The organism is Veillonellaceae bacterium (assembly GCA_012523975.1).
Classification (GTDB): Bacteria; Bacillota; Negativicutes; order JAAYSF01; family JAAYSF01; genus JAAYSF01.
The window spans coordinates 58,513-75,631 of the sequence record JAAYSF010000038.1 but is presented as its reverse complement, the minus strand read 5'-3'; the positions used below and the strand labels follow the sequence as shown (position 1 = coordinate 75,631).

At 44.7% G+C, this 17,119-nt stretch carries 15 protein-coding genes and 1 riboswitch; of the genes, 8 read left to right on the top strand and 7 right to left on the bottom strand.

Annotated features, from left to right (window positions below; genetic code table 11):
• Positions 1 to 53: 53 nt before the first annotated feature.
• Complete coding sequence (locus tag GX348_05080) at positions 54 to 941, top strand: YegS/Rv2252/BmrU family lipid kinase (GenBank protein ID NLP41562.1); 888 nt, start codon at positions 54 to 56, stop codon at positions 939 to 941.
• A gap of 99 nt (positions 942 to 1,040) precedes the next feature.
• On the top strand, positions 1,041 to 2,006 hold the full coding sequence (gene rocF / locus GX348_05075) for an arginase (protein ID NLP41561.1): 966 nt from the start codon (positions 1,041 to 1,043) through the stop codon (positions 2,004 to 2,006).
• 86 nt (positions 2,007 to 2,092) lie between these two features.
• Here rocF and GX348_05070 read toward each other — a convergent pair whose 3' ends face one another.
• The 6 genes from GX348_05070 to putP form a co-directional block, all read right to left on the bottom strand.
• Positions 2,093 to 2,524, bottom strand: a complete 432-nt coding sequence (locus GX348_05070; GenBank protein ID NLP41560.1) for a hypothetical protein — start codon at positions 2,522 to 2,524, stop codon at positions 2,093 to 2,095.
• Positions 2,525 to 2,693: 169 nt separating this feature from the next.
• A riboswitch (glycine riboswitch) is annotated at positions 2,694 to 2,787 on the bottom strand.
• 101 nt (positions 2,788 to 2,888) lie between these two features.
• Positions 2,889 to 3,629: a phosphate ABC transporter ATP-binding protein gene (locus tag GX348_05065; protein ID NLP41559.1), complete on the bottom strand. Its 741-nt coding sequence runs from the start codon at positions 3,627 to 3,629 to the stop codon at positions 2,889 to 2,891.
• Positions 3,630 to 4,469, bottom strand: a complete 840-nt coding sequence (pstA, locus tag GX348_05060; protein ID NLP41558.1) for a phosphate ABC transporter permease PstA — start codon at positions 4,467 to 4,469, stop codon at positions 3,630 to 3,632.
• Positions 4,466 to 5,353 (bottom strand): phosphate ABC transporter permease subunit PstC, encoded by an 888-nt coding sequence (pstC, locus tag GX348_05055; protein NLP41557.1) that lies wholly within the window; start codon positions 5,351 to 5,353, stop codon positions 4,466 to 4,468. Before pstC ends, pstA begins: the two co-directional genes overlap by 4 nt.
• Before the next feature lie 72 nt (positions 5,354 to 5,425).
• Positions 5,426 to 6,286, bottom strand: coding sequence for a phosphate ABC transporter substrate-binding protein (locus tag GX348_05050; GenBank protein NLP41556.1), 861 nt, complete (start codon positions 6,284 to 6,286; stop codon positions 5,426 to 5,428).
• Positions 6,287 to 6,476: 190 nt separating this feature from the next.
• Entirely contained in the window at positions 6,477 to 7,958 is a 1,482-nt protein-coding gene (gene putP, locus GX348_05045; GenBank protein NLP41555.1) for a sodium/proline symporter PutP, read from the bottom strand.
• A gap of 264 nt (positions 7,959 to 8,222) precedes the next feature.
• Here putP and GX348_05040 point away from each other — a divergent pair, with 264 nt between their 5' ends.
• The 4 genes from GX348_05040 to GX348_05025 all read left to right on the top strand — a co-directional run bounded on the left by GX348_05040 (position 8,223) and on the right by GX348_05025 (position 11,478).
• Positions 8,223 to 8,456, top strand: coding sequence for a hypothetical protein (locus GX348_05040; GenBank protein ID NLP41554.1), 234 nt, complete (start codon positions 8,223 to 8,225; stop codon positions 8,454 to 8,456).
• A 378-nt stretch (positions 8,457 to 8,834) separates the two neighbouring features.
• Positions 8,835 to 9,839: a stage V sporulation protein AD gene (spoVAD, locus tag GX348_05035; protein ID NLP41553.1), complete on the top strand. Its 1,005-nt coding sequence runs from the start codon at positions 8,835 to 8,837 to the stop codon at positions 9,837 to 9,839.
• Between the two features lie 109 nt (positions 9,840 to 9,948).
• The gene (ptb, locus tag GX348_05030; GenBank protein NLP41552.1) at positions 9,949 to 10,854 is read left to right on the top strand and encodes a phosphate butyryltransferase; all 906 of its coding nucleotides are present in this window, start codon (positions 9,949 to 9,951) and stop codon (positions 10,852 to 10,854) included.
• A gap of 66 nt (positions 10,855 to 10,920) precedes the next feature.
• Entirely contained in the window at positions 10,921 to 11,478 is a 558-nt protein-coding gene (locus GX348_05025) for a spore coat protein (GenBank protein NLP41551.1), read from the top strand.
• A gap of 69 nt (positions 11,479 to 11,547) precedes the next feature.
• On the opposite strand, the gene GX348_05020 is transcribed toward GX348_05025, so the two are convergent.
• Complete coding sequence (locus GX348_05020; GenBank protein NLP41550.1) at positions 11,548 to 12,783, bottom strand: LL-diaminopimelate aminotransferase; 1,236 nt, start codon at positions 12,781 to 12,783, stop codon at positions 11,548 to 11,550.
• Between the two features lie 159 nt (positions 12,784 to 12,942).
• Between GX348_05020 and GX348_05015 the strand changes: the two genes are divergently transcribed.
• Positions 12,943 to 13,230 (top strand): hypothetical protein, encoded by a 288-nt coding sequence (locus GX348_05015; GenBank protein NLP41549.1) that lies wholly within the window; start codon positions 12,943 to 12,945, stop codon positions 13,228 to 13,230.
• 320 nt (positions 13,231 to 13,550) lie between these two features.
• Positions 13,551 to 17,099: a pyruvate:ferredoxin (flavodoxin) oxidoreductase gene (nifJ, locus tag GX348_05010; GenBank protein NLP41548.1), complete on the top strand. Its 3,549-nt coding sequence runs from the start codon at positions 13,551 to 13,553 to the stop codon at positions 17,097 to 17,099.
• Positions 17,100 to 17,119 lie beyond the last annotated feature (20 nt).

Genomic DNA, 17,119 nt, shown 5'->3' with positions numbered 1-17,119 from the left:
GGTCAGGCTGTGGTAGAGCATAATGGCGAGACGTATCTTGAGGTGAGCGTAGAATGAAAAGGTTTGTGTTGATGTACAACCCCTTATCAGGTGATGCGTATTTTAAATATAAATTGGACGAATTAATTGAACGTTTTCAACGGAAAGGCTGTTTAGTTATACCGCTTAAGCTGATGTCGCAGGCAGACACTGCGGTATTTGTCGGGATAGCACAAGAATTATGTGTCGACGGCATTATTGTAGCGGGCGGCGACGGCACCGTTCACAGCGTTATTAATGCTATGTTTACAATGGGAATAGATTTGCCGATTGGGATAATCCCGAGCGGGACAAGTAATGACTTTGCCACTTTTATTAAACTTAGCAATGACCTTGAGCACTGCGCTAATGTTGTCGCTGCCGGCCGGACTCATACCGTTGATGTTGGGCAAGTAAACGGTGAACGCTATTTTATAAATGTTGCCAGTGCCGGACTTTTGACTTCTGTAGCTCATAGTGCGGACACCGTTTTAAAAAATACTTTAGGTAAAGTGGCATATTACTTGAAGGGAATTGAGGAACTGCCCAATTTCCGGCCGCTTAAAATGCGGATAAACGCAGATGGAACGATAATTGACGATGAGGTATTACTGTTTTTAATCGCAAATAGCGGCACAATCGGTAGCTTCCGCAATCTTGCTCCTAATGCTAAAATAGATGACGGTAAGCTTGATTTGCTCGTTGCCAACAATTGCCGTTTACCCGAATTGATGCGTTTATTTATCAGCTTATTAACCGGTTCGCATATAAGCCATAAAAGTGTTAGATATATTCAAGCTCAAACTATCACCATCGAATGTGCGGAGGAGCTGCACAGCGATCTTGACGGCGAACTGGGGCCGCGACTGCCAATCTGTGTTAGGGCTTTAAGCAACAAACTAAAAATATTTACTCCCGACTAAGACCTTAGCAACCGCGAAGGTCTTAAAATTTTTTCTTGCAATATACTCTTAAAAGCCTTACAATTTAAAAACGTGTTTTATAAAGTTCTACTAGAGGCGGTGATAGATATGGCAAAAGCTATTTCGGTTATCGGAGTGCCAATGTGGCTGGGCCAAACTAAATTTGGCACCAGCTTGGGGCCAAATGCAATACGGGCAGCCGGAGTCAATCGGCGCTTGAAAGCGTTAACCGGCGATGTTATAGATATGGGTAACCTTACTATCGGATCAAGAGAGCAGCGTCCTCTAGATACTAATCTTAAAAATCTGGCGCCTATTGCTAAGGCTTGCGAGAAGCTTGCAGACTGTGTAGCCGGCGTAATTAGGAAAGGCCGCTTTCCGCTTGTCCTCGGCGGCGACCATAGCATAGCTATGGGAACCTTGGCTGGAGTAGCGCAGCACTATTCAAGTCTCGGCGTAATCTGGTACGATGCTCATGCTGATATAAACACACCTGAGACATCGCCGACCGGTAATATTCACGGGATGCCTTTAGCGGCAAGCATGGGGTACGGTCACCCGGCGCTCACCAAAATTGGCGGTTTTATCGGTAAAGTAAAGCCGGAAAACGTTGTTTTCATCGGTGTTCGTGATATTGATCCGGGTGAGGCTGAACTTATTGCCGCCAAAGGAATAAAGGTCTATACTGCCAGAGATGTCCATCGTCTTGGCATTAAAAATGTTATAAATGAAGCTATCGAATATCTGTCGCGCTGTGACGGTATTCATCTAAGTTTTGATCTTGACGGTATTGACCCGGTTGTTGCTCCTGGCGTTGGTACGCCGGTACCTGGCGGAATTAGCTATTTAGACAGCCTGGAAGCAGTCAGAATGCTCTGCTGTACCGAGAGAATCGTATCAGCGGAATTTGTCGAAGTTAATTCGCTGTTAGACAAGGCTGATACTACTGCCGCGATTGCTGCTGATTTAGTTGGGGCATTGTTTGGTGAAACGGGGCAAGAAGTTCCGGCAAGCGAGCCGGCTGCAGCGGTGCTTTCAGTCAAAACTTCCAGTATAAGCAGTTAAAAAGTCTGCCGCTCATTAGAACGGCAGACTTTTTAAGTCTACTAGCGACTTGTACTTTGGGTTAAGCTCGGTGCAAGCCGGGTTTTTTAATAATATAGGAATAAATGTACTAAAACGACACCGGCTAAGATAATTTCCCATATACAGGCTGTGGTTGTTAATAAATCACTGTGAAAAAGAGGAGCGCCTTCTTGCGATGAGGTCAGACGGTACATTAAGCGGCAAAATCGTAAAGAAATCAATACTGCTACCATTATGTTAAGCATATTCAGCATTACCGACATGGGGAAAAGGATGGCAATAATATAGTGATAGCCATAGGCAATAAGCCACATCAGACCGGCTATTTTAATACAAGTTGCGTTGCCTAATTTTAGTACCAAGGAATTCAAAAAATCACAGCTGCGATTACCTGATGATATTTTATTACCATCAGCATCGATGTTACGGTTACCAAGATCCTGATAGTTGATAATACATGAAGCAGTCGCCATAACACCTAGACATAATTCCAACATAATACTACCTCCCTCAGTGCTGCGGAAATAGTATTTACTATTTCCGCGCAAATAAAAACAGAGACACCACAATTAAGCGGTTGCCTCTGTCCTTTTACCTGAGAGATTTTTGGTCTAATTTAAGACCTTCCGTCGGTAATGCCCTCGTGGGACATATTCTCCAGAGTGTAGTCCGAATGCGGTTCCTTTGCCTGAGAGTTTAAACAATCCGTCGTTTTTGCTCCTTCGGCGCTGCATTAAGCAGTCTCTCCCACAAACATCATGCTACCAATATTCTGTTTATACTATAATCTTAGTTCATTAAATTTTGTCTGTCAACATGTAAAGTTTTTTACGAAACAAAAAGTCTGATTTATATGCTCGGCTATTGCATGGCCAGAAAATCCTGTGTTTCAGTTCGAGTGGGCGCCGTAAACAGCTTGTCGGTAGCTCCTTGCTCTATTACTCGTCCGGCAGACATAAAGATTGTTTCACCGGCAATCCGGCGAGCTTGCGCCAGATTGTGCGTAACCAAAATAATTGAGAATTCAGCAGCCAATTTTGTCAAAAGTTCTTCAATAAGCCTGGTCGATAATATATCAAGATTTGAACAAGGTTCGTCTAAAAGCAGCACTTTTGGCTGCACTGCGAGGACGCGGGCAATCGACAGGCGCTGCTGCTGGCCGCCGGACAATTCGCTGGCCGGTTGATTCAGCTTGTCTTTTACCTCATGCCACAGCCCTACCTGTCTCAGGAGCTTTTCAGTTAAGCCATTAAGCTCGCTTTTATTATTCACACCATAATAACGTGGGCCGAACAGTACATTTTCTTTAATACTGAACGGTAGAATAACAGGTTCTTGAAACACCATTCCGATTAATCGGCGAACCTCAGCCGCATCAATCTTATCATATAAAGGGGTGCTTTTGATATAGACTTCACCGGAGCTGGAAAACTTCGGGTACAATTCTGCTGTGCGGTTAATAGCACGCAATAGGGTGGTTTTTCCACACCCAGACGGACCAATGATAGCTGAAATTGTATTACTTTTAAAGGTCAAATTGATATTATGCAAAATTTGACTGGTACCATACCAAACGTTTAAATTGTCAACATTTATTTTCATTTAAGAAGTCTCCTTCCGGCGGCGCTGCAGGCAAAGGGCAACGGTGTTTATTACAATCAGCATAAATACTAGCACCAGAGCGGTGCCATAGGCATTTTCTAATGAGACATGCTGGCTAAACATAATATAGAGATGATAAGGCAGAGCCATTACTGGGTCAAACAAGGCAAGCGAGCCCTTAGCTATTATTACAGTTGCTGTCACCATAATAGGAGCAGTGGCGCCAGCCGCATAACCCATAGCCAGAAGAACGGCACTAATTAGGCCTGGTGCGGCCTTCGGCAGAATAATCCTGCGGATTATATACCAGCGCGATACACCAAGAGCTAAGCCGGCTATCCGGTAATCGTCAGATACTTCATTGAGAGCGTTGCGCATCAGTACTACTAAGGTGGGATATACCATTATGCCTAGTGTTAAGCCTCCAGCCAGCAATGATGTTCCAAAGCCGAGATATACAACAAACAAGGCGTAGCCAAACAAACCGGTGAGAATCGAAGGAATGCCGATCATGCACTGAGTTGCTAGCATAATGATATATGATAATTTGGAGCCGCCGGCATATTCTGCAAGATAGAGGGCTGTAAAAAGAGCCGGGAAAGCTGAACTTATTACCGCTATGAGAACAAGGGCAGCTGTTCCTTTGATAGCCGGCCAAATGCCACCTTCAACACCGAGAAAGAGGCCTTTTGGCGAGGCGGTGAGAAATTCCCAGCTAATTGCCGGTCCGCCTTTAACAACAAGAAACGCGATTATGGCAAGCAGGACAGCCAGCACTAACAGCCCAGACAGCCAAAACAGCATAAGCCATAACTTATCAATGATAGTGCGTAAACTCATTTGAGTCTGGCCACGTTTCTGCTGTCCCGGCTGCTAAAATAAATCGTCAGGTTTATTACTGATATAAAAGCGAGCAGTACCAGGCCGGCCGCAAATAAGCCATGATATTGGGGGCTGCCGACAGTGGCGCTTCCTAGCTCAAGGGCAATAAGGGCTGACAGGGGTTCACCCTTGGCGAACCATGATGTTGGTAAAAGAAGGGTATTACCGGCCAACATGAGCACAGCCATTGTTTCGCCGGCTGCCCGGCCAAAAGCCAAACTTATTGCGCTTATCATGCTTTTTCTAGCCATGGGCAGCAGTACATGGATAGCTGCATAAGGCTTGGAGATACCCATGGATAGTACTGCAATTCGGTATTCAGCCGGTATTGAGCGAAGCGCTGAATAACAGCCGGTGACAATATAGGGAATAACCATTATTGCCAGGACCAGGGAGGCGCAAAATAAGGACTCGCCGCTCGCTAACAGGCGTTTGATCTCGAAGAATCTTACGAGTACAGCTGCTCCTAAAAAGCCGTAGACTACCGACGGAATACCTGTCAGCATAGTAAGCACGGGCTTGATAATTGCAGTGAGCCAGTCTGGGGCAAATTCGGCGAGAAAAATAGCGCAGCATACACCAAGCGGAGCAGCGATGAGCATTGCTCCAAGCGCCGACCACAGTGTACTGGCAAGCATAATTAAGAGCCCTAACTGCGGCGGTTCGGCAAGGGGTTGCCATTCACTGCCGGTCAGTATTGCTAAGACGCCTTGTTGCCAGGCAGGCAGACTCTCCTGAGCAATAAATGTAAAAATTGTTAGAAGCAGTAAGGCCATAGCGGCGGCGATAGCTGCGCTGGCAAGCGTTATAACGCTATCAGCGTTTTTGCTGATGAAGTGCATAAATATCATCCTAAGAATAAAATTGTAGGGTAGTTGCAGGCAACTACCCTTAGTTAGCGTAAAATTAAAAAGTTATTTGGCTTGAACCGGTACAAAGCCCATGCTGGACAGAGCTTTTACGCCCTTTTCTGATTGTAGGTAATTTAGAAACTGCTGTTCGCGATCATCTGGGGTAGCTTTAGCGATGACAATAAGCGGTCGGGCAATTTTGTACTTGCCGCTGGCAATGTTTTCGGTAGTAGGCTGAATTCCTTCGACTGATAATACGCCAATTTTACCTTTGTTTTGCTCAACAAGACCAACCGATACATAACCAATAGCGTCGGCATTATCCATGACCTTACCGGCCAAGGCGCCCATTGAAGGAAGCTGGACGGCCTCCTTAGCTATAGGAGTGCCTTTCATGATAAGTTCGTCAAACACTTGGCTGGCACCGCCGCCTAAATCCCGAATTGCCAAAACAATCGGCCGATTAGGCAGGTTTGGATCAAGTTGATTCCAAGTCTTGATCTCACCGGAGAAAATCTTTTTAATTTCATCATTAGTAATATCGGGTTTTACTGTAAGAACAGGGTTTTGCGGATTTACCGCAATGGTCAGCGCATCATAGCCTAGCGTATAAAGCGTATGATTGGTAAGTTTCGCTTTTTCCGCCTCTTTGACATCCCGCGAAACTAAACCCATATCAACGGTATTATTCATAGCTGATTTGACACCAAAGCCTGAGCCGCCGGTGGCCACGAATATTACGATTGGTTCATCGGGCAGCCTGTCGTTGACTTTTTTCCAGGTATGAAACTTCTCGGTAAAATCGTCCGCGCATTTGGCGATAACCGGAGCCATTGTGCTTGAACCGCCGATTTTAATCGAATTGTCCTTAGTGGCAGGAGCTTTTGTTGTCTGCGAACCGCAACCGCCGACAATAACCATCATTATGACTGAGAGCAGTACTACGAATAATTTTTTCAATCTAACCCACTCCTTTTGGTTAAAAATGGAAATACCTCTTTCCTATATTATTTTTATATTAATTCATTAATTTGTCAATATCTACGGCGAGACAGAAAAAAGATTGCCACGCGATGCGAGGCAATCTGAAGATAAATTCAAGCTTAGCTGAATGTTATATTTTGCTTACGTTAACCGCTTCAAATTCCTCGGTAATCTCTTTGGCAGGCGGTTTATCCATCATGCTGACAATATAAATTGCTAAAACTGACAGGAAGAACCCGGGCACAATTTCGTAAAGACCAAACCATGCAAACTGTTTCCACACCAGAACGGTAACCCCGCCGACGATAATGCCGACTAAGGCGCCGTTTCTAGTCATGCGTTTCCAAAACAATGACATAACGAGTGCTGGGCCGAAGGCGGCGCCAAAGCCTGCCCAGGCATAGGCAACCATATCAAGAATTAGGTTATTGGGGTTAAGTCCAAGGATAATAGCGATTATCGAGGCACCGACAACGGTCAGGCGACTTACCCATACCAGTTCTTGCTGACTAGCATTCTTGCGAAGGATTGCTTTGTAAAAATCTTGTGAGATGGCCGACGCAGTAACGAGGAGTTGGGAAGAGGCTGTACTCATGATAGCTGCCAGTACGGCTGAAAGAATTAGTCCGGCAACGAAGGAGGAGAAAAGTTGGTTGGTCATGACCAAAAATACAGTTTCTGTAGCTGAGCCGACAAGCGGGGTAGTAAGGAAGACCCTTCCAATCATACCGATAGCGACCGCAGCGGACAGTGAGAGAATAACCCAAGTCATAGCTATGCGAGTTGCTTTTTTTAATTCAGCTGTGGAATTTACGGCCATAAATCGTACCAAGATATGAGGTTGGCCGAAGTAACCCAAGCCCCACGCCATTAATGAGACAATAGCAATAAGCGACAGTGGTTTTCCATCTACCGAAGTGAAGGGGTTAAAAAGTTCGGTATTAAGCGCAGTAAGCGCTGCGTAGGTAGTCGCAGCCCCGCCGGTGAACTGCATGGCAGTGATTGGCACGAGTAATACGGCAAAGAACATCATAGTGCCTTGGACAAAATCAGTCCAACACACGGCCATAAAGCCGCCGAGAAAGGTGTAGAATACCACGACGAAGGCGCCGAGAATCAACGAAGTAGTATAAGGAAGGCCAAATACAGTATTAAATAGTTTGCCGCTGGCGACAAAGCCCGAAGAGGTATAAATTAAGAAGAAGATAAGAATAAAAACAGCTGATATTACGCGGAGAACCTGTGAATTATCCCGAAATCGGTTTTGAAAATAGTCGGGCATGGTAAGTGAATCATTAGCAATCTGAGTATACTTTCGCAGCCGTGTGGAAATAAACTGCCAGTTAGCCCATGTGCCGAGAATTAGCCCAAGCGCAATCCAACCGGCTTCCAATCCTGCGAGATAAGCGTAGCCCGGTAAGCCCATCAGCATCCATCCGCTCATATCCGACGCTTCGGCGCTCATCGATGTAACCCAGGCATTAAGCTTCCGCCCCCCAAGTATGTACTCCGACATATTTTTGGTCCTGTTGTAGAAATAAACTCCAATCAGCATCATTGCGCCTAAATAGACTGTAAATGCTGTAATGACTCCCAAATTAATGTGCTGCATTGTTTTAACTCCCTTGCTGTAAAATTATTATCATATGTTGAAATTATACAGTTGATACGCGATTACTGCAATAAGTGTTTATCGTTGGAATTGGCTGACTTTTCAGCGAATACCAATGTCTTTGAAGCTTTGTATGGCCAAGAATCAGGATTATACAATAGAAAAAGCCGGCTTTTAACCGGCTTTTTCTGGTATTGGCCTTGTTTAGCACCTGAAGAAACTGCCCGGAATATACTGAGGGTATATAAATAGGAGGGGGTTTCAATGCCGTTAGCTCCAGGTGTGCGAAATATAGTAGAAGTTATAACTCTGAGTAACTTAGGTAATTTGACAGCGCCTATTCCAATCCTTGTTATACCGGCCGGGTTAGCCGATTTATATATTTCAACAGTTCAGAATAATGTAAATGACGACTTAGGCTTAGCCCCTGATATTCAGCAATTAGTTAAGTCACTCATTATTAATAATGAGGTCGTGATAATTACCACTGATTCGTGAGGAATACAACCTCGATCCCAGTTCTTTAACGACAATTAAGGGCGGCGATTATAAAGGTTGTGTTTGCACCATAGACATTTAAAGCTTTTCCAATGTTTATAGTAGGCATAGGGTGGGTAAAAATACAGGTAGCTATAGTCTTCGTAAATTGGCACAGGCTTTTTTATATAATTTAAAATTAGTGGCTGTTTGTAACGCATAACATTCGCCTCCTGTTATATCTTATGTTCTTTAACCGGAAGCTGCTACACAAAAGCGCAGAGCATGCCATGAAGCTTGGTATTATTTTTCGCGGACGCGTAATAATAAATAAGAACCGCCAAAAGACTATGCGGTTTCTTTGGGTTAACAATAAGTTAACGTAGGGGGCAACGATCCGTGAAGAAAAAGCAAGGCAAACAAAGCATAATGTTCGCCGCACCGCCTTATATAACAAGCACCGCAACAATAGTCGGTCCTATGGAAGGTGAAGGGTTTTTAGGTGAGTATTTTGATATGATAATGAAGGATAATATCAACGGTAAGGGTAGTTGGGAAAAATGTGAGTCATCGATGATGGAATGGGCTATTAAAAAAGCGGTTGAAAAGGATAATAGTACTTTAGATGACATCGACTATATGTTGGCCGGAGATCTGCTTAATCAATTAATATCTGCTCATTTTGCCATGCGAAGCTTAGGCCGGCCTTTTCTCGGACTGTATGGGGCATGTTCGACTTTAGCGGAAAGTATAGTGATTGGCTCGATGATTTTGGATGGTGAATATGGGAGTAAGGTTGCAATTGCCGTTTCCAGTCATCACGATGCTGCCGAACGGCAATATCGTTTTCCAACTGAGCTTGGGGTGCAGCGGCCTCCTTCTGCACAGTGGACTGTAACCGGTTCGGGCGCGGCAGTATTGTCTGTGGAAGGGACAGGACCACGGGTTGTGGCAGCAACAGTCGGCAAAGTCGTTGATATGGGGGTAAAAGATCCAAATTCAATGGGACCGGCAATGGCTCCGGCGGCCGCAGATACACTATGGCAGCATTTCCAGGATACGGGCAGGCAGCCATCTTACTATGATATGATTTATACCGGCGACTTGGGGGTAGTTGGAAAAACTCTTGTTATTCAGCTGCTCCAAGATAAAGGGTTGGACTTATCGCAAAACTACGAAGATTGCGGCTGCATGATTTATCGCGAAGAGCAGGATGCCCATGCCGGAGCTAGCGGTTGCGCCAGCTCTGGTATAGTATTTTGCGGGTACCTGTATCCTGCTATGTTAAAAGCAAAATTAAAGAAGATATTACTAGTTGGAACCGGCAGTTTGCATAGCACCACTTCTTATCAGCAAAAGGAGTCTATTCCTTGCATTGCCCATGCGGTGGCTCTTGAAATGTAAAAAACGTTAACATTTTTTTACGGCAGCGCAATTTTTGCAGGGTTATCATAGCTAAAAATAGAAAAACCAAACCGTTAAAGCAACCACTATAATTGGGGGAGGTAATTGTGTGAAAAGCTTTGCGGAAATAATCGAGGCCGCCAAGAAAGTGCCTGCCTGCAGAATTGCTGTGGCGGCGGCCGAAGATGAGCATGTGCTGGATGCTGTGGTCGAAGCCAAAGAACGAGGCATTGCCGAGGCGGTTCTAGTCGGCAGTAAAACTAAGATTGAAACTATTGCGTCGAAAATGAATATAGATATTAATTGTTTTGAAATTATTGATGAACCTGATACCGCCAAAGCTGCTTTAAAGGCTGTGCAGTTAGTCAGCTCAGGGCAGGCTCAGGCCGTTATGAAGGGGCTTGTTGCTACGGCCGATATGCTGAGAGCGGTGCTCAATAAGGAAGTCGGGCTGCGAGCCGGAAAAAACATTTTATCTCATGTAGCTGTGGCCGAGATACCTGGTTTTGATCGGCTGATTATTATTACCGATGCGGCTATGAATGTTACTCCTGATTTGCTGCAAAAGGCGCAAATTGTTCAGAATGCTGTTAGCGTAGCCCATGCAATTGGCGTGGAATGTCCTAAGGTAGCTTGTTTGGCTGCTGTTGAAGTAGTTAATAGTGATATGCCGGCTTGTGTTGATGCGGCGGCGCTTTCCAAGATGGCAGAGCGTGGGCAGTTAAAAGGTTGCATCATAGACGGGCCGTTAGCGCTAGATAATGCCGTCAGCGTGGAGGCGGCTGAACATAAAGGGATAAAGAGTCAGGTAGCAGGGCGGGCTGATATTTTAATGGTGCCCGAACTGGTATCCGGCAATGTTCTGTATAAATCAATAACCTATTTCGCCAAAGGAAATCTGACTGGTATTATCGTAGGCGCTAAAGCGCCGGTTATTGTGACCTCGCGATCAGATTCAGCTGAGGCAAAACTCAATTCTATTGCATTGGCCGTAATGGCAGCCCAAGCTAAGTAGAAAAGATACAATTCTGGAATATGACACCTCCTGTTTGTGCAAAATACTAGCAGGAGGTGTTTTTCTGTGCCATTAAATTTTAGCCAGAAAGAGAAAATGCTATTAGCTGACCAAAAAAACCATGAGCAAATCTGTATCCAAAAATATCAGAGCTATGCTAGCCAAGCTCAAGACCCGCAATTAAAGCAATTATTTAGCCAACTTGCTCAGCAGGAACAGACGCACTTGGATACTTTAAACCAAATTTCCAGCGGTCAAGTGCCTAGCATGTCCCAGGGGCAGCAAGGTCAACAAAGCGGTCAAAATCAGCAAAGCTCTATGCAGAGCAGCGCGCAGTCCTCGGCATCGAGCAGCGCGCAAAATAATTCTCAGTCGGCAAGCAGCATGCAGAATCAAGCTTCGTTTCCTGGTTATGGCACCAGCAGTCAAGGCGATGCCACGCTGTGCAATGATATGCTGATGACCGAAAAGTATGTTTCGAGTGGATATGATACTGCAATTTTCGAGTTTACCAATGCTCAAGTACGCCAAGCTTTGAATCATATTCAAAAAGAAGAACAGCAGCATGGTGAAAAGATTTTTAATTACATGCAAAGTAAAGGCATGTACAATGTCCAGCAATAGTTCTGCCGGCAAATAAAAAAACTCCTAGTTAATCGGGCTTTTGCAGCCAGGTTGCTAGGAGTTTATCTTTTAAATGCTTAATTTTGTCTTGATTCTTTCAATTGCCTCCAAGGTGTTTTCTTTACTGCCAAACGCAGTTAACCGGAAATAGCCTGCACCCGCTGGGCCAAAACCGGTGCCGGGTGTGCCGACAATATGAACGTTGGTGAGCAGTTTATCAAAGAAGGCCCAGGAATCCATGTTATTAGGCGTTTTGAGCCAAATATAAGGGGCATTGACACCGCCGAAGGCTTCTAGGCCGGCGCTAGCCAAGCCTTCACGAATGATGCGGGCATTTTCCATGTAGTAGTCGACCAAAGCTTTGATTTGCTGCTGGCCGGCTGCCGAATAAATGGCCTCAGCTCCTTTTTGAATTATGTAAGGAACGCCGTTGAACTTGGTAGTTTGTCTTCTGTTCCATAACTTATTAAGCGGGATTTGTTTCCCGTCTGCCGTATAGCCCATTACTGTTTTTGGCACAACGGTAAAGGCGCAACGTGTTCCGGTAAAACCGGCATTTTTTGAAAAAGACCGGAATTCGATGGCAACGTCTTTGGCGCCATCTACCTCGTAAATACTATGAGGAACACTGTCTTCTCTGATATATGCCTCATAAGCAGCGTCATAAAGAATTACTGATTTATTAGCTTTAGCGTAGTCAACCCATGCTTTGAGCTCATCTCTGGTCAAAGTGGTACCGGTCGGATTATTTGGTACACAAAGATAAATTAGGTCAGCCCGTTCTGTCGGGAGGGCAGGTTTAAAGCTATTTTCGGCATTGCAGACAAGGTAAATCACCTTGCCGAACCGGCCATCCTGCTGAAGTTCGCCTGTACGACCGGCCATTACATTGGTGTCAAGGTAGACTGGGTATACCGGGTCGGTTATGGCAACAGTATTATTAAGTCCGAAGATTTCCTGAATATTTCCGACATCACTTTTTGAACCGTCGCTGATAAAAACCTCGTCAACATCTAACGAAATGCCGCGGGGAGCATAGTCGGTACCAATGATTTTCTGAATGAGGAAATCATAGCCTTGTTCAGGACCGTAGCCGCGGAAGGTTTTTTCGTCGGCCATTTCATCGACCGCCTTATGCATGCCTTCGATTGCAGCCGGCGGCAGCGGTCTGGTAACATCGCCGATTCCAAGGCGGATAATGTTTGCCTCAGGGTTTTCATCTTTAAACTTAGCTACCCGGCGGCCGATTTCCGCAAATAAATAGCTGCCAGGCAATTTAAGATAATGTTCATTAATTAAGGCCATAGTAGTGTTGCTCCTCTCTATCACTAACTAAGGTAGTATAATTTAAATTATATTACTTATTGGGTAAAAATGGTAGTAGTTATCATGTTTTTCATAACCTGAACTTGTAATTTTATTTTTTTAATACTAAAATAAATAAAATGTAGGGGGGAATTACAGATGGCCAAGATCCCAAAAAATCTTAGCGATTCTGATATGATGACAAAATGGGAAAAGGAAACTCAAAAGGAAGAAAAAAACGAGCTTCGACAAGCACCTGCTGTTAAGCCGGGTTATGAAAGCGGCTTCCTTACACCTGAACTCACGCAGACGGTTGGTAAGGCTTTGTTGGAACTAAAAGTCAAGCTATACAAGGAAGGTATTGTCGATTATAATATCAAGGTTAAGCAGGAAGGCAAGCAGGTGATACTGACGGCTGTCCCCAGGAAAAATAAGCCGAAAGCATAACATCAAAATAGGATTATTCAAGCAAAATTGGTAATTTTCTGAATCGAGAGAATGTATATTTTTTCACTTAATTTACCGAAGAAATGATGGTAAATGTCGGAAAAGATATTTACATACTGGGACATACGGTGTATATTATATAATAATAATGTTAATGTCGAGTCTAATCTATGCCTGAATCCAAGTGGTATTTTACATTAATTGGACAAGGTTCAGGGAACAAGAGTGACAACGGCAGATAAATTCTATACTTATATAGCCTAAGCTGTATAAATATACTTTGTATTCATAATGCAAAAGAGGAGAGGGGATTTGTTTCAATGAGAAAGATGAAGACAATGGATGGCAACACAGCCGCCGCACACATCTCATACGCATTTACTGAAGTGGCTACCATCTATCCGATTACTCCATCGTCACCAATGGCAGAACATGTAGATGAATGGGCTGCTCAAGGAAGAAAGAACATTTTTGGCCAAACTGTAAAAGTGCTTGAAATGCAATCCGAAGCAGGGGCTGCTGGCGCTGTTCACGGTTCCTTGCAAGCAGGTGCTTTAACTAGCACTTATACAGCTTCACAGGGTCTTCTGCTCATGATTCCTAACATGTACAAAATTGCCGGTGAATTACTGCCGACAGTATTCCATGTTAGTGCTAGAGCCTTGGCTGCTAATTCACTGAACATTTTTGGTGACCATCAAGACGTTATGGCAGCAAGACAAACCGGTTTTGCAATGCTGGCTGAGAGCAGCGTACAGCAAGTAATGGACTTAAGCGCGGTTGCTCACTTGGCTGCCCTTAAGAGCCGTGTTCCGTTTATTAACTTCTTTGATGGTTTCAGAACTTCCCATGAAATCCAAAAAATCGAAGTTTTAGAATATGATGAACTGGCTAAACTGGTTGACATGGAAGATGTTGAAGCTTTCAGAAGAAGAGCACTCAACCCTGATCATCCGGTAGTACGCGGTACTGCTCAGAATCCGGATATTTACTTCCAAGAGCGAGAAGTTTCCAACAAGATTTATGAAGATCTTCCGGAAATTGTTGAAAAGTACATGGCTGAAATCAGCAAACTTACCGGACGTGAATACCACCTGTTCAACTATCACGGCGCTGAAGATGCTGACCGTATGATTGTTGCTATGGGCTCGGCATGCGACGCTATCGAAGAAACTGTTGACTTCCTCAATGCTCGCGGAGAAAAAGTAGGCTTACTAACTGTCCATCTGTACAGACCATTCTCACTTGAGCATTTCTTCAAATATATTCCGAAAACTGTTAAGAAAATTGCTGTTCTTGACAGAACTAAAGAGCCTGGTTCACTCCATGAGCCGCTTTATCTTGATGTTAAGAGCGCTTTCTATGGCAAAGAGTGGCAGCCTGTTATCGTAGGCGGCAGATATGGCCTTGGTTCAAAAGACCTTGTACCTGGACATATCATTCCTGTATTCGACAACCTGAAATTAGACCAGCCTAAAGACGGTTTCACTGTCAGCATCGTTGACGATGTAACCTTCACATCGCTGCCGGTTGGCGAAGATGTTGATACTACTCCGGCCGGAACTAAGGCATGTAAATTCTGGGGTCTTGGCTCCGACGGAACTGTTGGTGCAAATAAGAGCGCCATTAAAATTATCGGCGACCACACTGACATGTACGCTCAAGGCTATTTCGCTTATGACTCCAAAAAATCCGGCGGTATTACCGTATCGCACCTGCGTTTCGGCAAGAAACCGATTAAATCCCCATATCTCATCAACAAAGCTGATTTCGTAGCTTGCCACAACCAGTCCTATGTATTCAAATACAATGTTCTGGAAGGCTTGAAGAAAAACGGCAACTTCCTGTTAAACTGCACCTGGAATCAGGAAGAGCTTGAAGCTAACCTGCCGGCAGCTATGAAACGCTACATTGCTAATAACAACATCAACTTCTACACTCTTGATGCTGTTAAGATTGCTAAAGAAATCGGTCTTGGCGGCCGTATCAATATGATCATGCAATCAGCCTTCTTCAAGATTGCTGACATTATTCCGCTCGAAGACGCACTTAAATACCTTAAAGACGCTGTTGTTGATTCTTATGGCAAAAAAGGCCAAAGCATTGTTGATATGAACAACGCTGCTATCGACCAAGGTGTTAATGCTATCGTAAAAGTTAATGTACCTGAAGCTTGGAAAACTGCTCAGGACGAAGTTCAAGAAGAAAAACAAGTGCCTGAGTTCATTAAGAATATCCTTGAGCCGATGAACAAATCCGAAGGTGACAAATTGCCGGTTAGTGCGTTCGTAGGCATGGAAGACGGTACCTTCCCTCTTGGTACTGCCGCATATGAAAAACGTGGTATTGCTATTGATGTTCCAGAATGGCAAATGGATAAATGTATCCAATGCAACCAATGTTCGTATGTTTGTCCGCATGCAGCTATCAGACCGGTATTGGCTACTGACGAAGAAGTTGCTAAAGCTCCGGAAGGCTTTACCGCAAAAGCTGCTATCGGCGCAAAAGATCTTAAATTCAGCATGATTGTATCACCGCTTGATTGTACTGGCTGCGGCAACTGTGCTCAAATCTGCCCGGCAAAGGAAAAAGCGCTTGTTATGAAACCGCTTGATACTCAGCTTCACCAAGCTCCGGTATGGGATTACGCTGTAGCAGCAATTGCTCCTAAAGCTAACCCTGTTAACAAGCTGACTGTAAAAGGCAGCCAATTTGAACAGCCTCTCCTCGAGTTCTCGGGTGCTTGCGCAGGCTGCGGTGAAACCCCGTATGCTAAGCTTGTAACTCAACTGTTCGGCGACAGAATGATGATTGCCAACGCTACCGGTTGTTCTTCAATCTGGGGCGCGAGCGCACCTTCGATGCCTTACACTACTAACCACAGAGGTCACGGTCCGTCTTGGGCGAACTCTCTGTTCGAAGATAATGCCGAATACGGCCTTGGTCAGTATCTTGGCGTAAAAGCAGTAAGACAAAACCTTGCCAATGATATTAAACAAGCACTTGAGCTTGGTATCAGTGCTGAACTTAAAGCTGCATTTGAAGGTTGGCTGGAAAATATCGACAATGGCAATGGCACAAGAGAAAGAGCCGACCAACTTATCGCTCTGCTTGAAGCTGAAAAAGGCGATAACGAACTGCTTAACAAAATCTATACTAACAAAGACTTCTTTGTTAAGAGATCACACTGGATCTTCGGCGGCGACGGTTGGGCTTACGACATCGGTTACGGCGGCCTAGACCATGTTCTTGCTTCCGGCGAAGATGTTAATGTCCTGGTATTCGATACCGAAGTATACTCTAACACCGGCGGTCAGGCTTCCAAGTCTACTCCGGCTGCGGCTATTGCACAATTTGCTGCTAGCGGCAAGACTACCAAGAAGAAAGACCTCGGCATGATGGCAATGAGCTATGGTTATGTATATGTTGCTCAGATTTCCATGGGCGCTGACAAAAACCAAACCTTAAAAGCTATCGCTGAAGCTGAGGCATATCCGGGCCCATCCTTAATCATCGCTTACGCTCCTTGTATCAACCATGGCCTTAGGGTTGGTATGGGCTGCAGTCAGCTTGAAGCTAAGCGTGCTGTTGAAGCCGGCTACTGGGGAATGTACAGATTCAACCCGACTCTTAAAGAAGAAGGCAAGAATCCGTTCACACTTGATTCCAAAGAACCTACTGCTAACTTCAGGGAGTTCCTTATGGGCGAAGTTCGTTACTCCTCCCTCAAGAAACAATATCCGGAGTTCGCTGAGGCTCTGTTCGCTAAGACTGAAAAAGACGCTATGGAAAGACTTGAAGGCTACAAGCGTCTGGCAGCACAAGAATACAAAACTGCAGCCAAAGAAGCTGCAGCAGCAAAAGAATAAATTTGATCTAAAAAATCCGG

Coding starts and splice junctions, on each gene's coding strand:
- GX348_05050 (NLP41556.1), bottom strand. CDS start 6,286: ATGATGGTTATTGTCGGCGGTTGCGGTTCGCAGACAACAAAAGCTCCT.
- GX348_05040 (NLP41554.1), top strand. CDS start 8,223: ATGCCGTTAGCTCCAGGTGTGCGAAATATAGTAGAAGTTATAACTCTG.
- GX348_05070 (NLP41560.1), bottom strand. CDS start 2,524: ATGTTGGAATTATGTCTAGGTGTTATGGCGACTGCTTCATGTATTATC.
- GX348_05065 (NLP41559.1), bottom strand. CDS start 3,629: ATGAAAATAAATGTTGACAATTTAAACGTTTGGTATGGTACCAGTCAA.
- GX348_05015 (NLP41549.1), top strand. CDS start 12,943: ATGGCCAAGATCCCAAAAAATCTTAGCGATTCTGATATGATGACAAAA.
- putP (NLP41555.1), bottom strand. CDS start 7,958: ATGCAGCACATTAATTTGGGAGTCATTACAGCATTTACAGTCTATTTA.
- GX348_05020 (NLP41550.1), bottom strand. CDS start 12,783: ATGGCCTTAATTAATGAACATTATCTTAAATTGCCTGGCAGCTATTTA.
- pstC (NLP41557.1), bottom strand. CDS start 5,353: ATGCACTTCATCAGCAAAAACGCTGATAGCGTTATAACGCTTGCCAGC.
- pstA (NLP41558.1), bottom strand. CDS start 4,469: ATGAGTTTACGCACTATCATTGATAAGTTATGGCTTATGCTGTTTTGG.
- nifJ (NLP41548.1), top strand. CDS start 13,551: ATGAGAAAGATGAAGACAATGGATGGCAACACAGCCGCCGCACACATC.
- GX348_05080 (NLP41562.1), top strand. CDS start 54: ATGAAAAGGTTTGTGTTGATGTACAACCCCTTATCAGGTGATGCGTAT.